The organism is Brevibacillus sp. SYP-B805 (assembly GCF_011059135.1).
Lineage (GTDB): Bacteria > Bacillota > Bacilli > Brevibacillales > Brevibacillaceae > Brevibacillus_F.
In genome coordinates this window covers 297981-321498 of record NZ_JAALGD010000002.1, presented here as the reverse complement: position 1 = coordinate 321498, position 23518 = coordinate 297981, and the positions used below count along the sequence as shown (strand labels likewise).

The 23518-nt window shown below is 58.1% G+C and carries 23 protein-coding genes; 20 read left to right on the top strand and 3 right to left on the bottom strand.

Going from position 1 to position 23518, the window contains the following annotated elements; genetic code table 11:
* The first annotated feature begins 382 nt into the window (after window positions 1-382).
* The 11 genes from G3578_RS21260 to G3578_RS04255 all read left to right on the top strand — a co-directional run bounded on the left by G3578_RS21260 (window position 383) and on the right by G3578_RS04255 (window position 11592).
* Window positions 383-1420, top strand: coding sequence for a plasmid pRiA4b ORF-3 family protein (locus G3578_RS21260; RefSeq protein ID WP_165209363.1), 1038 nt, complete (start codon window positions 383-385; stop codon window positions 1418-1420).
* Between the two features lie 208 nt (window positions 1421-1628).
* On the top strand, window positions 1629-1973 hold the full coding sequence (locus G3578_RS04300; RefSeq protein WP_165209006.1) for a DUF3870 domain-containing protein: 345 nt from the start codon (window positions 1629-1631) through the stop codon (window positions 1971-1973).
* Between the two features lie 134 nt (window positions 1974-2107).
* Complete coding sequence (locus G3578_RS04295) at window positions 2108-3040, top strand: ABC transporter permease subunit (RefSeq protein WP_165209003.1); 933 nt, start codon at window positions 2108-2110, stop codon at window positions 3038-3040.
* A 5-nt stretch (window positions 3041-3045) separates the two neighbouring features.
* The gene (locus G3578_RS04290; RefSeq protein ID WP_165209000.1) at window positions 3046-3963 is read left to right on the top strand and encodes an ABC transporter permease; all 918 of its coding nucleotides are present in this window, start codon (window positions 3046-3048) and stop codon (window positions 3961-3963) included.
* Between the two features lie 6 nt (window positions 3964-3969).
* Window positions 3970-4983: an ABC transporter ATP-binding protein gene (locus G3578_RS04285; RefSeq protein ID WP_165208997.1), complete on the top strand. Its 1014-nt coding sequence runs from the start codon at window positions 3970-3972 to the stop codon at window positions 4981-4983.
* Window positions 4984-5100: 117 nt separating this feature from the next.
* Complete coding sequence (locus G3578_RS04280; RefSeq protein WP_165208994.1) at window positions 5101-6753, top strand: peptide ABC transporter substrate-binding protein; 1653 nt, start codon at window positions 5101-5103, stop codon at window positions 6751-6753.
* A 282-nt stretch (window positions 6754-7035) separates the two neighbouring features.
* Window positions 7036-7992, top strand: a complete 957-nt coding sequence (locus G3578_RS04275; RefSeq protein ID WP_165208991.1) for a S66 peptidase family protein — start codon at window positions 7036-7038, stop codon at window positions 7990-7992.
* 15 nt (window positions 7993-8007) lie between these two features.
* Window positions 8008-9108, top strand: coding sequence for a dipeptide epimerase (locus G3578_RS04270; protein WP_165208989.1), 1101 nt, complete (start codon window positions 8008-8010; stop codon window positions 9106-9108).
* Window positions 9105-10010, top strand: a complete 906-nt coding sequence (locus tag G3578_RS04265; RefSeq protein WP_165208986.1) for a C40 family peptidase — start codon at window positions 9105-9107, stop codon at window positions 10008-10010. The genes G3578_RS04270 and G3578_RS04265 overlap by 4 nt, the downstream gene beginning before the upstream one ends.
* A gap of 22 nt (window positions 10011-10032) precedes the next feature.
* Entirely contained in the window at window positions 10033-10989 is a 957-nt protein-coding gene (locus G3578_RS04260; protein ID WP_165208983.1) for an oligopeptide/dipeptide ABC transporter ATP-binding protein, read from the top strand.
* Window positions 10990-11142: 153 nt separating this feature from the next.
* Complete coding sequence (locus tag G3578_RS04255) at window positions 11143-11592, top strand: GyrI-like domain-containing protein (RefSeq protein WP_165208981.1); 450 nt, start codon at window positions 11143-11145, stop codon at window positions 11590-11592.
* 62 nt (window positions 11593-11654) lie between these two features.
* On the opposite strand, the gene G3578_RS04250 is transcribed toward G3578_RS04255, so the two are convergent.
* Window positions 11655-12548: a LysR family transcriptional regulator gene (locus G3578_RS04250; RefSeq protein ID WP_165208978.1), complete on the bottom strand. Its 894-nt coding sequence runs from the start codon at window positions 12546-12548 to the stop codon at window positions 11655-11657.
* 123 nt (window positions 12549-12671) lie between these two features.
* Here G3578_RS04250 and G3578_RS04245 point away from each other — a divergent pair, with 123 nt between their 5' ends.
* On the top strand, window positions 12672-13565 hold the full coding sequence (locus tag G3578_RS04245) for a PhzF family phenazine biosynthesis protein (RefSeq protein WP_165208975.1): 894 nt from the start codon (window positions 12672-12674) through the stop codon (window positions 13563-13565).
* A 99-nt stretch (window positions 13566-13664) separates the two neighbouring features.
* Here the strand turns inward: G3578_RS04245 and G3578_RS04240 are convergent, their stop codons facing one another.
* Window positions 13665-14615, bottom strand: coding sequence for a superoxide dismutase (locus G3578_RS04240; RefSeq protein ID WP_165208973.1), 951 nt, complete (start codon window positions 14613-14615; stop codon window positions 13665-13667).
* Between the two features lie 168 nt (window positions 14616-14783).
* Here G3578_RS04240 and racE point away from each other — a divergent pair, with 168 nt between their 5' ends.
* On the top strand, window positions 14784-15605 hold the full coding sequence (gene racE, locus G3578_RS04235; protein WP_165208970.1) for a glutamate racemase: 822 nt from the start codon (window positions 14784-14786) through the stop codon (window positions 15603-15605).
* Between the two features lie 108 nt (window positions 15606-15713).
* The gene (locus G3578_RS04230; RefSeq protein WP_165208967.1) at window positions 15714-16778 is read left to right on the top strand and encodes a GerMN domain-containing protein; all 1065 of its coding nucleotides are present in this window, start codon (window positions 15714-15716) and stop codon (window positions 16776-16778) included.
* On the opposite strand, the gene G3578_RS04225 is transcribed toward G3578_RS04230, so the two are convergent.
* Window positions 16775-18019, bottom strand: coding sequence for an MFS transporter (locus G3578_RS04225; protein ID WP_165208965.1), 1245 nt, complete (start codon window positions 18017-18019; stop codon window positions 16775-16777). The two genes, G3578_RS04230 and G3578_RS04225, sit on opposite strands and share 4 nt — an antisense overlap.
* A 206-nt stretch (window positions 18020-18225) precedes the next feature.
* Here G3578_RS04225 and rph point away from each other — a divergent pair, with 206 nt between their 5' ends.
* From rph to clpX, 6 genes are all read left to right on the top strand, one after another.
* Window positions 18226-19002, top strand: a complete 777-nt coding sequence (rph, locus tag G3578_RS04220) for a ribonuclease PH (protein ID WP_165208962.1) — start codon at window positions 18226-18228, stop codon at window positions 19000-19002.
* Complete coding sequence (locus tag G3578_RS04215; RefSeq protein ID WP_165208959.1) at window positions 18995-19600, top strand: XTP/dITP diphosphatase; 606 nt, start codon at window positions 18995-18997, stop codon at window positions 19598-19600. Before rph ends, G3578_RS04215 begins: the two co-directional genes overlap by 8 nt.
* Window positions 19597-20121, top strand: a complete 525-nt coding sequence (locus tag G3578_RS04210) for a metallophosphoesterase family protein (RefSeq protein WP_165208957.1) — start codon at window positions 19597-19599, stop codon at window positions 20119-20121. Before G3578_RS04215 ends, G3578_RS04210 begins: the two co-directional genes overlap by 4 nt.
* Window positions 20122-20242: 121 nt before the next feature.
* Window positions 20243-21535 (top strand): trigger factor, encoded by a 1293-nt coding sequence (tig, locus tag G3578_RS04205; protein WP_165208954.1) that lies wholly within the window; start codon window positions 20243-20245, stop codon window positions 21533-21535.
* 109 nt (window positions 21536-21644) lie between these two features.
* Complete coding sequence (clpP, locus tag G3578_RS04200; protein WP_165208952.1) at window positions 21645-22232, top strand: ATP-dependent Clp endopeptidase proteolytic subunit ClpP; 588 nt, start codon at window positions 21645-21647, stop codon at window positions 22230-22232.
* Window positions 22233-22247: 15 nt separating this feature from the next.
* Window positions 22248-23513, top strand: coding sequence for an ATP-dependent protease ATP-binding subunit ClpX (gene clpX / locus G3578_RS04195; protein ID WP_165208949.1), 1266 nt, complete (start codon window positions 22248-22250; stop codon window positions 23511-23513).
* Window positions 23514-23518 lie beyond the last annotated feature (5 nt).

Below are 23518 nucleotides of genomic sequence, written 5' to 3'. Positions count from 1 at the left end.
CGCCGTCTCCTTGCCAGTGTGCAGCGCCACCCGGCACTCCCTTTCTTCGCTTCGAAGAAAAGGGAGTTATTTTTGTTATATCGGAAATCGAGTTCTTTAAAGCGATAAAGCGAAGGTGGAAAGGTTGGGGGCCCCCACCGACACAGCATGTTCAGGGGTCCCCAAAAAGTACTCGGATTAAGCATCGAAGGTCCACGTCACTTTTTGGGGTTGAGCATAGCTTAAGTCGACGGGGTTTTCTTACATGTTTGTCAATGGTAAGGTTAGAGTGATGGTAGATACTTTGATAGAGGCGGGAAGGGATATCGCCCTCAGTCTGGCGGCGGTTTCTTGAAAAAGCAACATCACGTTTCACCAGCTTCATCTAACCCTGCAAATTGTCATGGGGTGGGAGAATCGGCATTTGTACTCGTTTGATTTTGGAGACAAAACGATAACCATGCCTGACCCGGACTCGAGGAATAAGCGCGTATTGAATGCCAGCAAGCAGCGTCTGAACGAGCATCTCACGCATGAAGGTCAAGAGGTGCGATATCTCTATGATTTCGGTGACAGCTGGAGCCACCGGATCGTACTTGAAAAAATCCTGCCCGTACAACCCGACCAAACTTATCCCTATTGTCTGGAAGGGGAGAGAAATTGTCCGCCGGAGGATTGCGGAGGAGTATGGGGATATCAAGAGTTTTTGACGGATCTGCGTGACGAGAACCAAAGCAAAGCGCTTCCCTGGGTTGTGAAAGAGTATGATCCGGACCGATTTTCTCTTTCAAAAGTGAATACTTTGCTGCGGAAAAAGGCCTACCAACTGAACCAATATCAAGAGAAGAAAAAAGCACCGCCTACGAAACCGCCGAAGCTGACGGCTGCAGCCTTGAAAAAGCAATTGCAAGCAATGACGCAGCAAGAGCTTGTCCAACTGCTTGTCGATTGCTTTAAGGCTAGCAAGCAGACGGAACAGTTCCTGACTGTCAAATTCGCGGGGGCAGAAGCGGCTGAAGCGCTGTTTCTGGAATGCCGGAAAAAAGTAAAGGATGAATTTTTTCCTGACCGGGGTGTGGGGAAACTGCGCCTGGGTGAGGCGAGGAAGGCCATTGACGAGTTTGAGAAGATCACGCGGCATCGAAGATATGCGTTGGATTTGAAACTCTTCTATGTGGAAATGGGGGTGGAATTTGCCAACGTTTATGGAGAGATGGAGTATCGTTTTTACCAAAGCCTGGTGAGCATGTTTTCCGCCGTCGTTGACATGCTGAACAAAGAGGAAGGAACCGAGCTGATCGAGGAATACAAAGATCGGATCGAAGCGGTCGTTTCTGCGTCGGCAGGCATCGGCTGGGGATTTGAGGAAGCGATGCAGGATATTTATGCAGAATTGGGATGGTGGAATGAAAGGGAAGCAGGCGCGGGAAGCGTGTCCTGACACCGGTCTGGTGGAGGGCACGCCATCTTTTCGGTTGGGCATCTCCTCCGGGGCTTTCCCCCTTTTGGAGATGTCAGAAATATTTGCAAAAAGGGCTCTGTTGTGATAAAGTGTAATCAAGCGTTTAACGTGTGGACGGCCGTTTATTGCCCGCCCGATAAACATCCCGCCGCATCGTCCTAAACGTTCTGCAAAGTGAGGGTATCGCATGTTTGACCGAGACACCGTCTACCTCGTCGGTGATGCGCAGTCGCCGAGCAATAATCCCATTACGCAGCAGTTCAGCGGTTTTTTCATCGGACTCGTGGTCGATACAACAAACGGCAAGATTGTGGACGCCGGTTGCTCCTCTACGATCCAGCTGACGTCCGATTTCGTCCGTTCCATCTTTGTCGGACAGTCCATTCTGGACACGCATGAAGTGGAGTCCCAAATCCGCCTGCGCTATTTCGGCCAGTCGCAGAAAGCGCTGGTCGTCGCCTTCAAGGACGCGCAGAAAAAATACAAGCTGGCCCTGGAAGCCAGGGAAAGGGCCGCGCTGGAAACTACATAACCGGGCTGCTTTATTTATCTGTATGCGCATCAACGCATGTACCGTAAATAAAACCCAGCAGATGACGCTTTCGGCGAGAGAGGTCATTTGCTGGGTTTTTGTGTGAAACACGTCATGAGGGAGGAGATTCCTGCGTGCTGGCTTATCTGTTGAAACGATTCCTCTCGATGCTGATCACCCTCTGGTTGATCGTATCCATCACCTTCTTCCTGATGCATACCGTGCCAGGATCCCCGTTTGACCGGGAAGGCAGGGCGATGCCCGCCACCGTCGAGAAGAACCTGATGGCGCTCTACAGCTTGGACAAACCGCTGCTGGTCCAGTATGCGGCCTACTTGAAAAGCCTGGTCCAGTTCGAACTGGGCCCCTCCATCATCCGCCATCCGGAAACGGTCAACAGCATGCTGGCCCGTACCTTTCCGGTGTCGGCCAAACTGGGATTCGCCGCGCTGTTCATCTCGATCATCGCGGGGGTGTCGCTTGGCGTCGTCGCCGCGCTGCGCCATAACCGCCTGATCGATTATGCGGCGACCGTCTTCGCGGTGATCGGGATCGCCGTTCCCAACTTTGTCGTGGCGCCGCTGCTGATCAAATATTTTGCGGTCGAGTGGAAGCTCCTGCCTGCCGCCACCTGGGGCACCTGGCAGCATGTGGTGCTGCCTGCGCTGGCCCTGTCGTTCGGGCCGACCGCCATCATTGCACGCCTGACCCGAACCAGCATGCTGGAGGTGCTGACGCAGGAATACATCGAAACGGCCAAGGCGAAAGGGCTCCATCCGGCGGTGATCATCGTGAAGCACGCCCTGCGCAATTCGCTCCTGCCGGTCATCACGCTTCTGGGGGCATTGGTGGCCAACGTGCTGACGGGCAGTTTCGTCATCGAAAAGATTTTCGCCATCCCGGGCATGGGGAAGTACTTTGTCGACAGCATCTACAACCGTGACTACACGGTGATCATGGGCACCACGGTCTTTTACAGCATTCTGCTGATCGTGATGATGTTTGTCGTCGACGTCGTGTACAGCCTGATTGATCCGCGTATCAAACTGCACAAGAAAGAGGGGTGACGCAGATGGCGGTCTCCAATGAATTGTTTGTCCCCATGAACAAGGAAAATATCCATGCCGAGACCATCGTCCGCCCCAAAATCTCGTACTGGCGCGGGGCGTGGATACGGCTTCTTTCGAATAAACTGGCGATGCTGGGCTTGCTCGTTATTTTGCTTGTCTCGCTGATGGCCGTTTTCGGCTCGGCGATCTCCCCGTACAATCATACGGATCAGTCCCTCCTGGAAAGCAATCAGCCGCCGTCGGCGAAGCACTGGTTCGGGACGGATGAATTGGGCAGGGATGTCTTCGCCCGCATCTGGTACGGGGCCAAAATCTCGCTGTTTATCGGCCTGATGGCGGCGCTGATCGACCTGTTCATCGGCGTGATCTACGGCGGGGTGGCCGGCTATCTGGGAGGCAACGTGGACAACGTGATGATGCGCATCGTCGATATCCTGTACGGCATTCCCTACCTCCTGATGGTGATCCTGCTGATGGTGGTGATGGGACCCGGGCTGCTGACCATTATCGCCGCCCTGAGCGCCACCGGCTGGCTGGGGATGGCCCGGACGGTCCGGGGCCAGGTGATGCAGCTGAAAGCATCCGAATATGTGCTGGCCGCACGCACGCTGGGCGGAAGAATGCCGTACATTATCCGCAAGCACCTGCTGCCCAATACACTCGGCATCATCATCGTGCATGTCACGTTTTCCGTGCCGAGCGCCATTTTTGCGGAAGCGTTCCTGAGCTTTATCGGACTGGGTGTGCAGCCGCCGCTCGCCAGCTGGGGCGTGATGGCCAACGACGCGCTTCCCACCATCCTGTCGGGTCACTGGTGGCGCCTTTTCTTCCCCGCCTTTTTCATCTCGCTGACCATGCTGGCGTTCAACGTGCTGGGAGACGGGCTGCGCGACGCCTTCGATCCGAGGCAGAGGAGGTAGGAAGCAATGGAAAAGCTGCTGCAGGTGGAAAATCTGCATGTCACATTCAAGACGCACGGCGGGGAGATCCAGGCGGTGCGCGGCGTCTCCTTCTCGCTTGACAAGGGGGAAACCCTCGCCATCGTCGGGGAGTCCGGCTGCGGCAAAAGCGTCACGGCCCGCTCCATCATGCGCCTGATCCCCGAGCATACGGGCAGGATTCGGGAGGGCCGCATCCTGTTTGAGGGCAGGGATCTGCTCGCGCTAACGGAAAAGGAGATGCGGGAGCTGCGCGGCTCGGCGATCTCGATGATCTTTCAGGATGCGATGACCTCGCTGAATCCCACGATTTCGATCGGGGAGCAGATCATGGAGGGCATCATCCGCCATCAAAAGGTCTCCCGGGCTGCCGCCAGGGAACAGGCGGTCGAGATGCTGCACCTGGTGGGCATCGCCAATCCCGAACGCCGGTTGAAGCAGTACCTGCATGAGTTCAGCGGCGGGATGCGGCAGCGCATCATGATCGCCATCGCGCTGGTCTGCCGGCCGTCCATCCTGATCGCCGACGAGCCGACAACGGCGCTGGACGTCACCATCCAGGCCCAGATTCTCGAACTGTTCAAGACAATCCAGCGCAGGACCGGCGTATCCATCATTATGATCACCCACGACATGGGCGTCGTCGCCAAAATGGCGAACAAGGTGTGCGTCATGTACGCCGGCAAGGTGGTGGAAGCGGGAACCGTCCGCGATATCTTCTACAACCCGCAGCATCCTTACACCAAGGGGCTGTTGTATTCCATGCCGCGGCTGGATGACGACAGTCACGAGCCGCTTTATTCCATTCCCGGGACGCCGCCGGATCTCTTTTCGCCTCCCAAAGGCTGTGCCTTTGCCGCCCGGTGCGACTATGCCCTGGAGGTATGCCGCCACCATCAGCCGGAATTCAGCTGCATCCAGAGTCAGCATCAGGTAGCCTGCTGGCTGCAGGATCCGCGTGCCAAACACGTGTTTCCGCTCCGGACGGCTACGGGCATGTAGCACTCGATTCCATATGTCCTCACGCTTGATGCAACCATCTTTGGAAGGCAGGTGATGGGTGTACATAGACACGCAAGCTGGCAGCAGAACAAAGAAAAACAAAAGGGGGAAGCAAAGATGAAAAAAATCGTATCGCTCGCAAGCAGCGCCTTCCTGGCGGCCGCGGTCATGCTGGCCGGATGTTCGTCCAGCCAGCCCGCAGCAGAGCCGCAGGGATCGGGGCAGCAGACGCCCCAACCGCAGGCGAATGCGCAGCAGGCTGGCTCCAAAATGCTGTACCTGAACAACCTGCAGGAGCCCACCTCGCTCGATCCGCCGATCGGCTTCGACCAGATTTCCTACGATATCCTGAACAACATGATGGAAGGCTTGACCCGCCTGGGCAAAGACCAGAAGCCGGAGCCGGCCATGGCGGAGAAATGGGAAGTCAGCCAGGACGGCAAAACCTATACGTTCCACCTGCGCGACAGCAAATGGTCCAACGGCGATCCGGTGACGGCCCAGGACTTCGAGTATGCGTGGAAGCGCTTGTCTGATCCCAAAACAGGTTCCAGCGCCGCCTTCCTGGCCAACGTGATCGCAGGGGCGGAAGAATTTAATGCGGGCAAGGGCAAGGCGGAAGACGTCCAGGTGAAGGCGGTCGATAACAAGACGCTGGAAGTGCACCTGAAGCAGCCGGCTTCCTGGTTCCTGCTGCTCGTCTCCAATCCGGCCTTCTTCCCGGTGCACAAAGCCACGGTGGAGAAAAATCCGGACTGGGCAAAAGAAGCGGCGACGATCCTCTCCAACGGGCCGTTCAAGCTGACCGAGTGGGTACACGACAGCCAGCTGGTGATGGTCAAGAACGAGAACTACTGGGATGCCGCCAACGTGAAGCTGGACGGCGTCACCTGGAAGATGGTGAACGACCGCAATACCGCCTACCAGCTGTTCCAGACCGGCGAGCTGCATACGACGGAGGTTCCGCCTGATTTGGCCGAGCAGCTGTTTGCCGAAAACAAGGTGACGGTAACGGATTCTGCCGGCACGGAATTCTACCGCTTCAACGTCACGAAGCCGCCGTTTACCAACAAGAATATCCGCAAAGCATTCAGCTTGGCGATTGATCGTCAGCTGATCGTCGATGTGGTGAACAAGCAGAAGCAGAAAATTGCCACGGGCTATGTTTCCTACAGTTTCCTGGAGCCGGACGGCAAGGATTTCCGCGATGTCGGCGGCGAGCTGATCAAATATGATCCCGTGGAAGCGAAAAAGCTGCTGGAGCAGGGGATGAAAGAGGCGGGGTATACCACGCTGCCGCCGGTTACCCTCTCCGTCTCGTCCGGCGGAACGAAAGAAAAAGTGGCGCAAGTGATCCAGGAAATGATCAAGAAGAATCTGGGTGTGGAGATCAAGATCGAGGTCATGGAAAGCAAGGCGCTCACCGCCAAGATGAAGAGCCTGGATTATCAATGGGCGCGCAGCTCCTTCCTGCCCGACTTCGGCGATCCGATCAACTTCCTGGACGGCTTCCTCTCCGACAACCCGTTCAACCGGACCGGCTGGAAGAACCCGCAGTTTGACAACCTGATCAAGCAAGCCTACAACGAAGCGGATGACACGAAACGCTTCCAGCTGATGCACCAGGCCGAGCAGGTGCTGATGGACGATGCGCCGATCGCTCCGCTCTTCTTCTACAACAGCGCCTACCTGCAAAGCGACAAGGCGGTGGACATCGTCCGGCACGCGCTTGGCTACATGGACCTGAAATGGGCGGACCTGAAGCCGTAATGTTTGTAAAAATCAAGTTGAGGGAAGGTTCATTCGCATCGGGGGATGAACCTCCCTTTTTCTCAATAACCCAGCCGACTTAAGCTATGCTCAACCCCAAAAAGTGACGTTGGCCTTCGAAGCTAATTCCGAGTACTTTTCGGGGACCCCTGAGTTCCACCCACTCGGCGCTAGCCAGCGCTTGGCCGAGTGTGGTCCCTTGCTGGTGTCGGCTGGGGCCCCCAACCTTTCTTGCCTCGCTTTGTTGTAAATTTTGCTATCTAAGCTAAAGGGTGGAGATCTATGCGTGAAGTCATCAAGGCTGCGAAACTGCAGCCGGGAGATACCGTTGGCGTGATTGCGCCGGCAAGCTGCGGCGATTTCGACAAAATTCTGGTGGCGGCCCGCTTTTTTGAAGGATTGGGTCTGCGTGTGCGGTTGGGGGATGCGGTGCGGCAGCAGCGCGGCTATCTCGCGGGAACCGATCGGGAGCGCGCCCGCGACCTGCACTGCATGTTTGCCGACAAGGAGGTGAAGGCGGTCTTTTGCGCCCGGGGCGGTTACGGTACGGGGAGGATTGCCGATCTCCTGGATTACGAGCTGATCCGGGCAAACCCGAAGATTTTCTGGGGATACAGCGATATCACCTTTTTGCATGCGGCGATCTTTCAAAGAACCGGTCTGGTCACCTTCCACGGCCCGATGCTCACATCCGATATTGCCGCCGATGACGTTCATCCGCTCACGCTCGCGACCTTTCAGCAGCTGTTCGATCCCCAACCCTTGCGATACGATGACACGATCGCCCCGCTGCGTGTCCTGGCGGAGGGAGAAGCGACCGGCCGCGTGGTCGGCGGCAATCTCTCCCTTTTGGTCAGCACGGTGGGAACCCCTTTTGAAATCGACACCACCGGGAAGCTGCTGTTTATCGAGGAGGTGGACGAAGAGCCCTACCGCGTCGACCGCATGCTGAACCAGCTGCGCATGGCAGGCAAGCTGGATGCGGCGGCTGGCATCGTCCTCGGCGATTTTCACAATTGCGATCCGGTCAAACGGAAAGAGGCTTCCCTCACGCTGGAGGAGGTGTTTGACGATTACCTCACGCCTGCGGGGAAACCGGTGCTGGCCGGCTTTCGCATCGGCCACTGCTCGCCCAATCTGGCCATTCCTCTTGGTGCCATGGGCAGAATCGATACCAAAGAAAAAACATTCACCATTGTAGAACCGGGCGTAACGGACGGCCCTGCCGCTGGTGAATAAATGAGGGAGAAACGTATGATCATTCAGAACATCGAACTGAGCCGACTCTATGTACCGCTGATCAAACCATTCAAGACCGCCCTGCGTACCGTGGAAAAGCTGGAATCCATCTATGTGAAGGTGACCTGCGACAACGGCATGGTGGGATGGGGAGAAGCGGCCGCGACCGTCGCCATTACCGGCGACAGTCTGGACAGCATCGAAGCGGCCATCCTGAAAACGATCAAACCGCAGCTGATCGGGCAGAACCTGCTTGCTTACGAACGGGTGTTTCATGCGCTTCACGCCTCCATGGTGGGCAACAGCAGCGCCAAGGCAGCCGTGGATATGGCCTTGTATGATCTGATTGCCCAGCATTGCGGCATGCCGCTCTATCAATTCCTGGGCGGCTATCAGAACCAGTTGGAGACCGATTATACGGTAAGCGTCAACTCTCCGGAAGAGATGGGAGAAGATGCGCTGCAGTACCTGAAGGACGGCTTCAATGTCTTGAAAATCAAGGTGGGCAAAGACAACATCCAGGATGATATCCTGCGTATCCAGGAAATTCGCAATCGCGTCGGCAACCAGGTGAAGATCAGGCTGGATGCCAACCAGGGCTGGCAGGTAAAAGAGGCGATCTCCTCCATCCGCAAAATGGAGGATATGGGGCTGGATATCGAACTGGTGGAACAGCCCGTCAAGGCGCACGATGTGGAAGGCTTGAAGATCGTTACCGATGCGGTGGATACGCCCATCATGGCGGATGAGAGCGTGTTCACGCCGAAGCAGGCGCTGGAAGTGTTGAAAATCAGGGCCGCTGACCTGATCAATATCAAGCTGATGAAGTCGGGAGGGATCTACAAGGCGCAGATCATCAATGCGCTGGCGGAAGAATGCGGCGTGGAATGCATGGTCGGCAGCATGATCGAATCCCGCCTTTCGGTAACGGCGGCCGCCCATTTCGCCGCCAGCAAGAAAAACATCACGCGCTTTGATTTTGACGCCCCCCTGATGCTGGCCGATGATCTGGTCGAAGGCGGCGTGAAATATGAAGGCAGAGTCATGACCCTGTCCGATCAACCGGGCCTCGGGATCGTGAACGTGCGTGTCGGGGAAGGAGTGGAGCGGGGATGATCGTCTCTGCAGCGGTCGCAACCGTATGGACTTCACCGGACTCGCCTCGGGAACTGGATCGGCCGGCGCTGGAAAACCCGGTGAGAATCCGCGAGTGGCTGGGCAGCATCAGCGTGGAAGAACGGCTGGCCCTTTCCACGAACAATCTCGTCCAGACCCAGGTTCTCTACGGGAGCAGGGTGCTCGTGGAAGAGGAGCAGGGGGACTGGGTGAAAGTCATCATCCCGGATCAGCGCTGCCGCAAGGACGAACGCGGCTATCCGGGATGGATTCCGAGGCGGCAGCTGATGGAAGCGCCGGAGTATGAGAGACAGTTGGCCGCAAGCGATCAAAAAGCGGTGGTCACCTCTCCTCTCGCCTGGCTGTATACAAGCGAATCAGCGGCTGAGATGGAGATCAGCTATCTGACGACGCTGCCCGTACTGGCCGTCCGTGATGCATGGACGGCCGTCGCCACCCCCCACGGCCCGCGTCTCCTGAAGTCCGCCGATGTGCGGGTGACGGATGGCAGCCCGCAGACCGGCGGAAACACCGGAGAGAAAATCGTAGCGTGCGCCAAACAGTTTCTGGGCCTGCATTACCTGTGGGGCGGCATGAGCGGATTTGGCTACGACTGTTCCGGCTTCGCCTACTCCATGCACCGCGCCCAGGGGATCCTCATCCCGCGTGACGCATCCGATCAGGCGAATGAAGGAAAATGGGTGGAAAAAGAGGACCTGCAGCCGGGCGATCTGCTCTTTTTTGCCCATGATGAAGGCAAGGGGCGCATTCACCATGTCGGCATCTACGTCGGGGACAATGCGATGATTCATTCCCCCGATTCCAGAAACGCGATCGAAATCGTCTCACTCGCCGGTTACAAGCTGGAGCGTGAGCACGTCATCTCGAGAAGATATTGGTGACCGGAACGGGAGGAAGGGTGTCGTGCCTAAGAAACTGCTGGAAGTGAAAAATCTGAAAATCCATTTCAAAATCGGCAAAGGGCAGTATGTGAAAGCGGTCGACGACGTGTCGTTCGACATTTATCAGGGTGAAACGTTCGGGCTGGTCGGAGAGTCCGGCTGCGGCAAATCGACGACGGGGCGGGCGGTCATCGGACTGTACAAGCCGACAGCCGGCGAGGTGCTGTTCGACGGGCAGGATGTCCACCGGGTCAGCGGCAGGGAGAGGCAGCGGCTTACCGGCAGGATCCAGATGATCTTTCAGGATCCCTACGCGTCCCTGAACCCGCGCATGGATGTGGCCGAGATCATCGGGGAAGGGCTGGTGCTGAACGGGTTGGCCAGCGGCAGGGAGCGCCTGGAGCGGGTATACGAGCTGTTGGAGATGGTCGGCCTGCAGAAAGAGCACGCCAGCCGCTTTCCCCATGAATTCAGCGGCGGCCAGCGGCAGCGCATCGGTATCGCTCGGGCATTGGCGGTCAATCCGGAATTCATCATTGCGGATGAACCCATATCGGCCTTGGATGTGTCCGTGCAGGCCCAGGTGGTCAACCTGCTGAAACGGCTGCAGCAGGAACGCAAGCTGACCTATCTCTTCATCGCCCACGATCTGGCCATGGTGAAGCACATGAGCGACCGCATCGGGGTGATGTATCTCGGCAATCTGGTGGAGCTGGCGGCGAGCAAAGAGCTGTATCGGGAGCCAAAGCATCCCTACACGCAGGCGCTGCTGTCGGCGATCCCGCTTCCCGATCCCGATCTGGAGCAGAGCAGGGAGCGGATCATACTGGAAGGGGAAGTGCCGAGCCCGATCAATCCGCCATCGGGCTGTGTCTTCCGGACCCGCTGCCCGAAAGCCATGGAGATTTGCGCTGCCCAAAAGCCAACGTGGCGGGAAGTGGCTCCGGGTCATTATACGGCCTGCCATTTGTATGAATGAGAGCACAGTCCTTGTGCTCTCTTGTTTTTTAGCGTTCGAACGCTGGCAACAGCGTCTTCAACTTTTTTCAGAAACATCAGTTATTTGTATCGGAAACCGTCCACTCTCCATGTTATAGTGAAAACAACAAACATCCACCGGAGTGTGATGAACATGGAAGTGACCATCCGCAGCCAACCTGAAATGCATCTCATCGGCTTATCCTATGCCGGGCCGTTTCCCACCTTGAGCCAAGGCGTCCCCCAAATTGTCCGGGAGCTGCAGGCGCGCCTCGATGAAATCCCGCACAAGCGCGACCCGCTCATCCGCTACGAACTCTCCATCGAAGATCCGAACGGCACCTACACCATCTACGCCTGCGCCGAAGTGGAGCGTTTTTCCCGAATCCCCCCTGGCATGTTCGGCTTCACCGTGCCCGCCTTAACCTACGCCACTGTCACCCACCGCGGCCCGCTCTCCGAAGTGCCCGGCACCTACATGAACATGTTCCAATGGCTCGAACAAAACGGCTGCGAACGTCTAACCAGCTTCCACAGCATCGAGCGCTACCATGCCGACACCCAGGCAAACACCGTGGAGATTTTCATCCCCGTTGGAAAATAGACGAAGCAACCACGCGCCCCTGGAAGAAAAACCAGCGCCAAGCAGCAGGATTTTTCTGTTCCTTACTTCTCCATTGGCTTTGCGCGAAACTGCCGGTTCACCCAGGCCTGCGCCTCCTTGAGAAAGGCGGCTGCGGCGGGGGAAGGGGACTGAAGGGAACGGACGGCCAGTCCGATCTGGCGGCAGGTGCGCGGCGCAAGCGGACAGACGTGGAGGCCAGGCACGCTGTCGGGAAGGGTCAGCCTGGGCACGACGGTGATGCCCAGCCCTTCCCGCACCATCGCCAGGATCGTGGCCGTGTCCGCCACCTCAAACCGGGTGTTTGGCGCATAACCGTGATTCACGAAGGCTGCTTCAACCAGGACTTCGCATCCAGCTTTCGGCATGATGAACGGCTCCGCGGCGATCTCCCCGACCGTCAGTTCGGACCGGCTGCTGCAGGGATGCCCATCCGGCACCACCACCACCAGCTCATCCTCCAGCAGCGGCACGATCTCAAGCCCCTCTTCCGGATAGGGGAAAAACGCGGCATCCACGGCACCCGCCTGTATCCACGCACGAATCTCCGGATAGCTGCCTTCGAACAGCGTCAGCTCGATGCCGGGGTAGCGGTCGCGAAACAGCCGCAGCAGTCCCGGCAGCAGCTTGGCAGAGACGCTGGGAAAACTGCCGACCCGCAGCGTGCCGATCTGCAGTCCCGCAGCCGCCGCAGCGGACTGTCTGATTTGTTCAAGCCGATTCAACACCTCCCTGGCATGAACAAGCACCGCTTCTCCCGCCTCCGTCAGGCTGACGCCGCTGCGGCTGCGGGTCAACAGCGAAATCCCCAGCTCCGCTTCCAACCCCGCGATGGCATGGCTCACCCCCGATTGGCTCAGATTCAGCTTTTCACCCGCCTTGGTAAAGCTCCCGGCCTCCACGACAGCGACGAAAACCTCCAATTGCAAAAGGGTCATCCGGGGCCTCCTTTCATGATGTTTTTCTCATGGAATTTATATAAAACATTCATTTTACAGATGTATGGCTGCATACTATCATAAGGGTAACGCGATGCGTGTGCAAGAAAGGTGTGAAAAAACATGAACAATCTGCCTTTTTACCTGGTGGACGCCTTTGCCGACAAGCCCTTCGGCGGCAATGCGGCGGGAGTGGTGCCGGATGCCGAAACGCTGGATGAGGGCGTTATGCAGAAGATTGCCCGGGAACTCCATCAATCGGAAACGGCGTTCCTGATGAAAAGCGACAATCCGGCCGCCGATTTTCGGGTACGTTATTTTACCCCGGCGGAAGAGATCAACTTCTGCGGTCATGCCACCGTGGGCGCCGCCTGGCTGTTGGCCCAGGAGTTCGGCTGGAGAGCGGAACGGGTCGTCCTGGAAACCAACATCGGTCTGGTGCCGGTCACCTTCGACAAGGCGGACGGTGCATTGAAGTCGGTCACCATGACGCAGGTGGCGCCGCGCACCAAGGAAATCCCGGTTGACAGGGACGAGATCGCCCGTCTTGTCGGCATCGCCCCAACCGATCTTGACGACCGTTACCCCATCCGGCTGGCCCATACGGGGAACTGGCATTTGCTTGTTCCGGTCAAGACGCGCCAGGCGATTGATTCAGCCCAACCGCTCTTGGCGGAGCTTGGGGCGATGAACCGCAGCCTGGAAGCGAGTACGACGCATCTGTTCAGCTTCGATACAGGGGATGATGCGTATGATCTGTATACGCGCGATTTTTGCCCGGCCATCGGCATTCCGGAGGATCCGGTGACGGGAGCCGCGAACGGCGCATTGGCCGGCTATCTTGTCCTGGAGCGGATTCTGCCCCCTGACCAGCCCCATGCCCTGACCATCGCCCAGGGCCATGCGATCGGCCGTCCCGGCACCCTCTCCGTCAAGGTCACCCCGGGGCCAAACGGTCCGGTCATTCAGGTCGGCGGCGCGGCCCGTGTGATGGCATGCGGGAACCTGCGCATCTAAGGGATCATGAAAAAAAGATGGACAAATCGTCCATCTTTTATTACTGTATCAGAAAAGTATTAACGTCATCGAACAATCGTCCGATCCGGGGTGTCTCTCTCAGTACGGCTGCCAGCGCAGGCGGCGGGCCTGCAGGTATCGGTCCTGCACATGCGGCCAGTTCACGACATTCCACCAGGCATCGATATACCTGCCGCGATCATTCCGGTAGGACAGGTAGTAGGCGTGCTCCCAAACGTCCAGCACCAGGAGGGGGATTACATCCCACTGCGACAGGTTTTGATGTTTTTCCGCCTGCAGGATCTCCAGGTGCTGGGCACGCGGAGACCAGACCAGGATCGCCCAGCCGCCGCCTTCCACTTTCTCTGCGGCTTGGGAAAAGTGGCGCCTGAACCCGTCGATCGACCCGAAGTCGCGGATGAGCTGCTCGGCCAGCTCTCCTTGGGGTTCACCGCCGCCGTTCGGACTCATCACCTGCCAGAAAATCGTGTGCAGGTAATGACCGGCGCCGTTAAACGCCGCTTCCCGCTCCCAGTGCTTGATCAGTTCGTAGTCATTGGCGGCCCGGGCGCGTGCCAGCATCAGCTCCGCCTTGTTGAGGCCGTCTACATAGCTCTGATGATGTCTGTTGTGGTGGATGCGCATGGTCTCGGCGTCGATGTACGGCTCGAGGGCATCATAAGCGTAGGGCAGCGGCGGAAGGGTATGGCCGCCGGGCGGCACCGGCCGGGTGACGGCCACCGATTGCCGCTGGTTCACATACGTGACGTCGGCCTTCTCTTCGTTTCTGCGGGATTGGACCAGGTGCAGCAGCTGGTGGAAGTGGTGCTGCACCTCTTCTGCCCGTGCCGTCAGGCGGCGTATTTCCGCTTCGTCAGGCTCCGATTTTTGCAGTTGACGCGCCTTGTCGCCAATCTGGTGAAACGCTGCGTCAAACTTTCTGACTTGGCGTTCCAACTCGTGAATCAGCGCTGGCTTGCGCCGCAGATAATCCACCCACTGGCGGCCCCATTCGCTCCAGTTGATGAGATGTTCTATCTTCTCTTTCAACGCAACTCCTCCTTAAATCATTGGCTAACCATACTATATGAACATCGCCCAGGAGGGGTGCGGCATCAGCGGAGTACAGGGCAGCCGCCTGACGCATAAGGTATTATCACGCATGCATACGAAAACGAAAACCCATCCATTGATACCACAGCACAAGGGAGAATCGGTATGAACGAGCAAAAAGCGATTGCCATCATTGATTCAGGCGTAGGGGGCCTTACGGTGGCGCGTGAGGTCATGCGCCAGCTGCCGCAAGAACGGATCCTTTATTTCGGCGATAATGCGCGCTGTCCTTATGGGTCCAGACCTCCCGGCGAAATTCGTTCGTTTAGTCTCCAGATGATCCAGTTTCTCTTCCAGTATCCGGTCAAGGCGCTGGTGATCGCCTGCAATACGGCGGCTGCGGTGGTGCTGGAGGAAGTGAGGGAATTTACAGCCGTGCCGGTTCTGGGCGTGATCGAGCCGGGAGCGCGGGCGGCCATCTCCGCGTCCCGAACCGGGCGAATCGGGATTATCGGCACCGAAACCACCATTCGCACCGCTGCGTATGAACGGGCCCTGCGCCGAATCAATCCCAACCTCTATGTGGCGGGGCTGGCCTGCCCGCAGTTCGTTCCCCTGGTGGAAAACCGGCTGATCCATACGCCGGAAGCGGAACGCATCGTGGCGGAAACGCTTGCCCCGCTCAAGTACGAAGAGCTTGACACCCTGATTCTCGGATGTACCCATTATCCGCTGCTGGCTCCGCTGATCCAGAAAGCGCTGGGGGATGAGATTACCCTGATCAGTTCGGCGGAGGAAACGGCCCGGGAGCTGAGCACGCTCCTGTCCTTGAGCGACATGCATGCGCCCGCCCAGTGGGACCAACCCCGCCATCAATTCTTCACCAGCGGCGAAATAGAGGTGTTCCGCCAGATCGGCGAAGAATGGCTGGGCTGTCCGGTAAACGTGGAACACCGCGTCCTGGAGCCATCCGTTCCCATCAAATAACCCTCCTGCCTCCTCGGCGTGCTTGGCAATTCCCTCGGGACAATCACGCATAAACCCGGGCCATGCTCGTATACATGGTAGTACAAAGGGTCCGAGGAGGTAGAAGGTATGATACACACACGCATCGGCAAAATAACGGCCGTGCTCGGGATTAGCGCCATGCTGACGGCAGGCTGCAGCCTGTTTGGGCCGGCAAACGAATCGACCAGCATTGACCCGCCGCCGCAGTCCGAAACGGCGCTGGAGACAAATCCCCCGGGCGAGGCGCCGCTCTCCGGCGACCAGGCCCAGGCTCCGGGCGATGCGGTCCAGGCATCGGTTGATCGGACGGTTTATCTGCTGGATGCCAATGGCTACGTTGTGCCGGTGTCGCTTACGCTGCCGAAGGAAGAGGGCGTCGCCAAGCAGGTGCTGGCCTACATGGTAAAAGGAGGCCCGGTGGAGAGCATGCTGCCGCAGGGCTTTGCGGCCGTGCTGCCGGAAGGGACGAAAATCCTCGGCATGGTGATCAAAGACGGTACGGCAACCGTTGACTTTTCCAGGGAGTTCAAGAATTACGACGCCAAGGACGAGAAGAAAATCATGGACGCGATCACCCGGGCGCTGACGGAGTTCCCCAACATCAAGAACGTCTCGATCTGGGTGAACGGCCAACCGCTGACCGAGATGCCGGTCAACAACACGCCGGTTTCGCGTCTGGACCGGAACCACGGCGTCAATGTCGAGCTGGCCGACGGCGCCATCCCCGGACAGACCACGGCCGTCACGGTATATTTTCAGAGCCAGCTGGATGACAAGCGCACCTATTTTGTCCCGGTCACCAGGCTGATTCCCAAGACCAGGGATGTGGCCCGGGCCGTCGTCGAAGAGCTGATCAAAGGGCCGAAGGAAGGGTCGCCGCTCTTCAGCGCGCTCCTGTCCACCACCAAGGTGCTGGATGTCAAGGAAACGGACGGCACCGTTACGGTTAACCTGAGCAGCGATATCCTGAGGTACGACAGCGGCAAGGAAGCCAATCCGGAATCGCTGGAATCGCTGGTGCTGTCGCTGACGGAAAACACCGGCTTCAACAAGGTGCAGCTCCTGGTGGAGGGAAAGCCGATCTCCGGCGGCGCTTTCGATTTCAGCAAACCGGTCGTCCGTCCCCTTACCATCAATACGATGCAGTTCTAAGAAACTCCCACGCCTGTACGCGGCGTGGGACGTTTTTGTTCATGCTTCTGAAACCGCAGAAGGGCCAGGCCGATCGCCAGCGAAATCAGCGTGATAAAGAGGCCGGAGATACATCCCAGCGTGCGGGGAGGAACAATGGCAAGCAGCCAGCCGCCCGCAAGCATGGAGCAGCCGATCACGACGCCGGAGAACGTCCCTTCCAGGGCGAACACCCTTCCGAGAAAGCGGTCCGGCACACGCTGCATCAAAAGCGTCTGAAGGCTCGCGTTCCCCATGCCGCCGGCGATGGTGGACAAGCAAAAGAGCACGGCGGCCGCAGAAAGGGAGGGGGCGGCGCTGATCAGGAGATGGGCAATCCCCTCCGCCGTCATGCTGACGGCCGCCACGTGAAACGGCCAGCGCTGCAAGGCAGCTGATAGCAGCCCCCCGACCAGGAATCCCACACCGATCGCCCCGTACAACAACCCAATTCCCGCATTGCCCGCGTGAAACTCCTGATACGCGTAGACGCTGATCAGGACGTTGGCGATGCCGCCCCCCACCGGCCAAAGCAGGGAAAACGCAAGAATCAGCGGCACAAGCGGTGTCTGGCGGAACAGCGGAAGCAGCTCCCGGAAGGTGGGGGAGGGTGCGTCTGGCGCGGCTGATTCCGGCGGGTGCTTTCGGTCATGGGGCACGGGAACCCCGATGATCAGCAGGGCGGATGCCACGAAGGAAAGAGCGTTGCAGACGAACGCAACCCCCGGCCCCCACACGGACGTGACAACCCCGGAGACCAGGGAGCCGATCGCCATCACGGTGCCCAGGACGCTTTGCTCCAGGGCGTTTGCGGCAGCGACGTCCTCTTTCGGGACAATCTGCGGGATCATGGCGGCGCGTGCCGGCTGGTATGCAGCGGAGAAGGCGATCAGGGAGAAGGTGCCCGCGTACGCAATCCAGATATCCTCCTTCGAGGAGATCAGCAAAAAGGAGAGGGCGATGAGCGCCCGGGCCGCGTCGCAGATCACCAGGATCCTTTTGCGGGAAAAACGGTCGGCCAGCTTGCCCCCGAGCGGTCCAAACAGCAGGTAGGGCAGCGTGCGCAGGGCAAGGGTCACCCCGACGGCCATGCTTGTTCCCGTCAATTGCAACAGCAGGCTGAGAATCGCCACACTGTTGAACCAGTCGCCGATGCCGCTGAGAAAGTGGGCGGCCAGCATGCGGCGGTAAGGACGATGGCGGAGCAGACGATAGGCGTTCATTTTGTCACCTTCTAATTAGATGTTATTTTAATTAGATAATAGTCGAATGTCTTGCGCTTTTGCAAGCGTTTCTGATGCCGGCGATCCAGTCATAACGATCGGCAGCGATCCGTAAACATTAGTAGAAACGGAACAGAGTGGCAGAACATTTCCGGCGTTTGGTATAATGAGCAGAGCCGACGAAAGCGATGTAGGAGGAACATAGAATGAGACATGATGGACGGGCAAGCGATCAGCTGCGACAGGTTACGATCACCCGCAATTACATCAAGCATGCGGAAGGGTCATGCCTGATCGAAGTGGGAGATACAAAAGTGATTTGCACCGCCACGCTGGAGGATCGCGTACCGCCGTTTATGCGCGGCGGCGGCAAAGGATGGATCACCGCCGAATACGGCATGCTGCCCCGCGCCACCGAATCGCGCAATCCGCGGGAATCGACCAAGGGCAAGGTGGGCGGCCGGACGATGGAGATCCAGCGTTTGATCGGACGCGCCCTGCGCTCGGTTGTCCACCTGGAAGCGATGGGGGAGCGAACCGTTTGGCTTGACTGCGATGTGATCCAGGCGGATGGCGGAACACGGACGGCCTCGATTACCGGCGCCTTTGTGGCCATGGTGGACGCCATGCAGAAGCTGGTGGAGAACGGCACCTGGAGCAGGCTGCCCATTACCGATTATCTGGCCGCCACCTCGGTCGGCATCATCGACGGCCAACCGATGCTGGACCTGAACTACAAGGAAGATTCCTGCGCCAGGGTCGACATGAACGTGGTGATGACCGGAAGCGGCAAGTATGTGGAACTGCAGGGGACCGGGGAAGAAGCGCCCTTCTCCGGCGAAGAGCTGCAGCAGCTTTTGGCGCTGGCCCAGAAAGGTGTGGCGGAGCTGATCGATGCGCAGAAAAAAATGCTTGGCGAGATCGAGCTGTACACAGCCGTGTCGTCCGCCGAAGCGAAAGTGACGGAGGGCAGCCGTGTCTAGCAGGAAACAGGTGGTGCTGGCCACACGCAATCAGGGAAAAGTGCGCGAATTTGAACGGTTGTTCGCGCCGCTCGGCTGGGAGGTCCACAGCCTGGCCGCCTATCCCGATGCCCCGGAAGTGATCGAGGACGGCGAGACGTTTGCGGCAAACGCCATCAAGAAGGCGGTCACCATCGCGGAGGCGCTCGGCATGGCAGCGGTGGCGGACGACTCCGGACTGGAAGTGGATGCGCTCGGCGGCCGTCCCGGCGTCTATTCGGCCCGCTATGCCGGGGAAAAGGCATCGGATGAAGAGAATTGGCGCAAGCTGCTCCTCGAACTGAAAGATGTGCCGCTCGAGAAGCGGACGGCGCGCTTTCGCTGTGTCCTCGCCTACGTGGAGCCCGGCGGTGAACCGATTCTCGCATCCGGCTCCTGCGAAGGGGTGATCCTGCCTGAACCGGCGGGAACCAACGGCTTTGGCTACGACCCCGTCTTTTTCCTGCCCGGGCGCAATTGCACGATGGCGCAGCTGGATCCCGACGTGAAAAACAGGATCAGCCACCGGGCGCAGGCGATGCAGTCCCTGCTGGAGGAGATCAGGAGGAGTGGGCAATGAGCATTCTCATCCTTAGCGATACGCACGGATTGATTCAGGAAGTGAAACAGGTGGTGGACCGCCATCAGGTGGACATGATCCTCCACTGCGGCGATTTCTGCGTCGACAGCCGCCGGGAGCCGTTTGCCGGCATGCAGCTCGTCCGCGGCAACTGCGACACCGCCACCGATGTGCCGCTTGAACGGAAAGTTACCTGGAACGGACTTACCATCTATCAGACGCACGGCCATCTGCACGGCGTCAAAAGCTCCCTGCTCAAGCTTCATTACCGTGCGGAAGAGGTGGGGGCCAACCTGGTGCTGTTCGGCCATTCCCATGTACCGGTCAGCACCGTGGAGCGGGGGATCCTGTTTGTCAACCCCGGCAGCCTGCAGCTCCCGCGCGGCTTTGACAGGCCGACCTACGCAGTAATTGCCAAACAAGCGGAGTTGCCCGAGGGACATCAGCTGGAAGTGGTCTTCTATGATCACAAGGGCAGCGTGGTGACAGAACGCGGCGGACGCTATCTGGTAAGGCGATGACTTCTTGAATTTTGGTTGCCATATGGTATACTTAAATGGTTATAATGGCAGGACAATGCCCGCTGCTGGGTCACAGGGCCGCAGGGCGGGGTGTGGATTCAATCTAGGAGGGGAAGTTTACGTGGCAGCAAAATGGGAAAAGGTAGAGAATAACCAGGGAATCCTGACGGTGGAAGTGGACGCCGCGCAGGTAGACGCAGCTCTGGATCAAGCATTCAAGAAAGTCGTGCAAAAAGTGAGCGTGCCTGGTTTTCGCAAAGGCAAAATCCCGCGCAAGATGTTTGAGGCGCGTTTTGGCGTAGAGTCCTTGTATCAAGACGCACTCGACATTTTGCTGCCGGCGGCGTACGGACAAGCTGTCCGGGAAACCGGCATCGAACCGGTTGACCGTCCGGAAGTGGACATTGAGCAGATCGGGAAAGGAAAGAACCTGATCTTCAAGGCGACGGTTACCGTCAAGCCGGAAGTGAAGCTGGGCGACTACAAGAACCTGACGATCGAACCCAAAGAGTTCGCGGTAACCGAGGAAGATGTTGACGCCGAACTGAAGCGCATGCAGGAGCGCCATGCCGAACTGGTTGTCGTGGAAAGCGGCAAGGCGGAAAACGGCGATATCGTGCAAATCGACTTCGAGGGCTTCCAGGATGGGGTGCCGTTCGAAGGCGGCAAGGCGGAAAACTATTCGCTTGAGCTGGGTTCCGGCACCTTTGTGCCAGGCTTTGAAGAGCAGGTGACCGGCATGGAAATCGGGGAAGAGAAGGAGATCAACATCACCTTCCCGGAGGAATACCATTCGCCCAGCCTGGCGGGCAAGCAGGCCGTGTTCAAAGTGAAGCTGAACGGCATCAAGCGCAAGAACCTGCCTGTGCTGGATGACGAGTTCGCCAAGGATGTCAGCGAATTCGACACGCTGGAAGAGCTGAAGGCGGACACCCGGAAAAAGCTGGAGGAGAAAGCGGCCAAGGACAAGGACACCTACGTGCGCGAGCAGCTGCTCCTGAAGGCGAGCGAGAATGCGGAAATCGACATTCCGGGCGTCATGATCGAGCATGAGCTGGATCAAATGGTGAACGAGTTTGCCCAACGCCTCCGCATCCAAGGCATGGACATCGACCTGTACTACCAGTTCTCCGGTATGGATGAAAGCCAGCTGCGCGACCAGTTCCGTACGGACGCCACCACCCGCGTGCGCACTGCGCTGACGCTTGACGCGATCGCCAAGGCGGAGAACATCCAGGTGACCGAAGAAGAGATCACCGAAGAGCTGAACAAGCTGGCCAGCGTATACGGCCGTCCTGCCGACGAACTGCGCAAGATCTTCAACGCGCAGGATGGGCTGGCTGGCCTGAAACAAGACATCAAGGCGAGAAAAACCGTCGATCTTCTGGTAGCCGAAAACAAAGTTACCGCATAGTCTGGTTGATGAGTCAATCACGAGGCAAGCAAGCAAGGCACGAACCGATTTTCGTGCCTTGTTTTTCCACCATCCATCTTTTCCTACAACCGTTGAAGGAGGGATACCCATGCTGATTCCTATGGTCATTGAGCAAACCAATCGCGGTGAGCGGGCATATGATATCTATTCCCGTCTGCTGAAGGACCGGATTGTCATTCTGGGTAGCGAAATCAACGATGAGGTGGCCAATCTGATCGTTGCCCAGCTGCTGTTTTTGGCGGCAGAGGATCCGGACAAAGATATCAGTTTATACATAAACTCTCCGGGCGGTTCTGTTACCGCAGGTATGGCGATTTATGATACAATGCAATTTATAAAGCCTGATGTCTCCACGATTTGTGTCGGCATGGCCGCAAGCATGGGGGCGGTGCTTCTTGCCGCAGGGGCGAAGGGCAAAAGATACTGCCTGCCGAACAGCGAAGTGATGATCCACCAGCCGCTGGGCGGCGTGCGCGGCCAGGCGGAGGATATCCGCATCCATGCCGACTGGATCCTGAAGACGAAGCGCCAGCTGAACCAGATCCTGGCAGAACGTACGGGTCAGCCGTACGAACGGATAGAGCGGGATACCGACCGCGACAACTTCATGAGCGCCCAGGAAGCGAAGGAGTACGGGCTGGTGGATGCAATCATTGAACGCAGGGATTCGATCTGATGAGAGGTGAAGCGAATGTTTAAATTCAATGACGACAAAGGTCAGCTGAAGTGCTCGTTCTGCGGCAAGTCGCAGGAGCAGGTGCGCAAGCTGGTGGCTGGACCTGGCGTCTATATTTGTGACGAATGCATCGAACTCTGCAATGAGATTGTCCAGGAAGAACTGGGCTCCGACGAAGAGATCGACATGAAGGAAATCCCGAAGCCGATGGAGATTCGCAAGATCCTCGACGATTATGTGATCGGCCAGGATATGGCGAAAAAATCGCTGTCGGTGGCGGTTTACAATCACTACAAGCGGATCAACTCCAATGCCAAGATCGAGGATGTGGAACTGCAAAAGTCCAACATCTTGCTGATCGGGCCGACGGGCAGCGGCAAAACGCTGCTGGCCCAAACCCTGGCGCGCATCCTCAACGTACCGTTTGCCATCGCTGACGCGACGTCCCTCACCGAGGCTGGCTATGTCGGCGAGGACGTGGAGAACATCCTGCTGAAGCTGATCCAGGCGGCTGACTACGATGTGGAGAAAGCGGAGAAAGGCATCATCTACATCGATGAGATCGACAAGGTAGCCCGCAAATCGGAAAACCCGTCGATCACCCGCGATGTCTCCGGGGAAGGGGTGCAGCAGGCCCTTCTGAAGATCCTGGAAGGCACGATCGCCAGCGTGCCGCCGCAGGGTGGGCGCAAGCATCCGCATCAGGAATTCATCCAGATCGATACGTCCAACATCCTGTTTATCTGCGGAGGCGCGTTCGATGGTCTGGAACAGATCATCAAGCGGCGCATCGGCAAGAAGGTGATTGGCTTTGGAGCCGATCTGGCGGACAACGTGAAAGGCGACCTGAAAGCGGGCGAATATCTGAAATATGCGCTGCCCGAGGATCTGCTGAAATTCGGCCTGATTCCCGAGTTCGTCGGCCGGCTGCCGGTGATTGCCACCCTGGAGCCGCTGGATGAAGAGTCGCTGGTCCGCATCCTGACGGAGCCCAAGAACGCGCTGGTGAAACAGTACCAAAAGCTGATGAGCCTGGATGGCGTTGAGCTTGATTTCGAAATCGGCGCCCTCAACCTGATCGCCAAGGAAGCGATCAAGCGCAACACCGGGGCCCGCGGACTGCGCGCCATCATCGAGCAGATCATGCTGGACATGATGTATGAGCTGCCGTCGCGCGATGACGTCAACAAGTGCCTGATCACCGAGGAGACCGTCCGCGACAAGGTGAAGCCGCAGCTGATCAACAAAGAGGGACGCACCATCCACAGCGAAAGCGCCTGAGACGA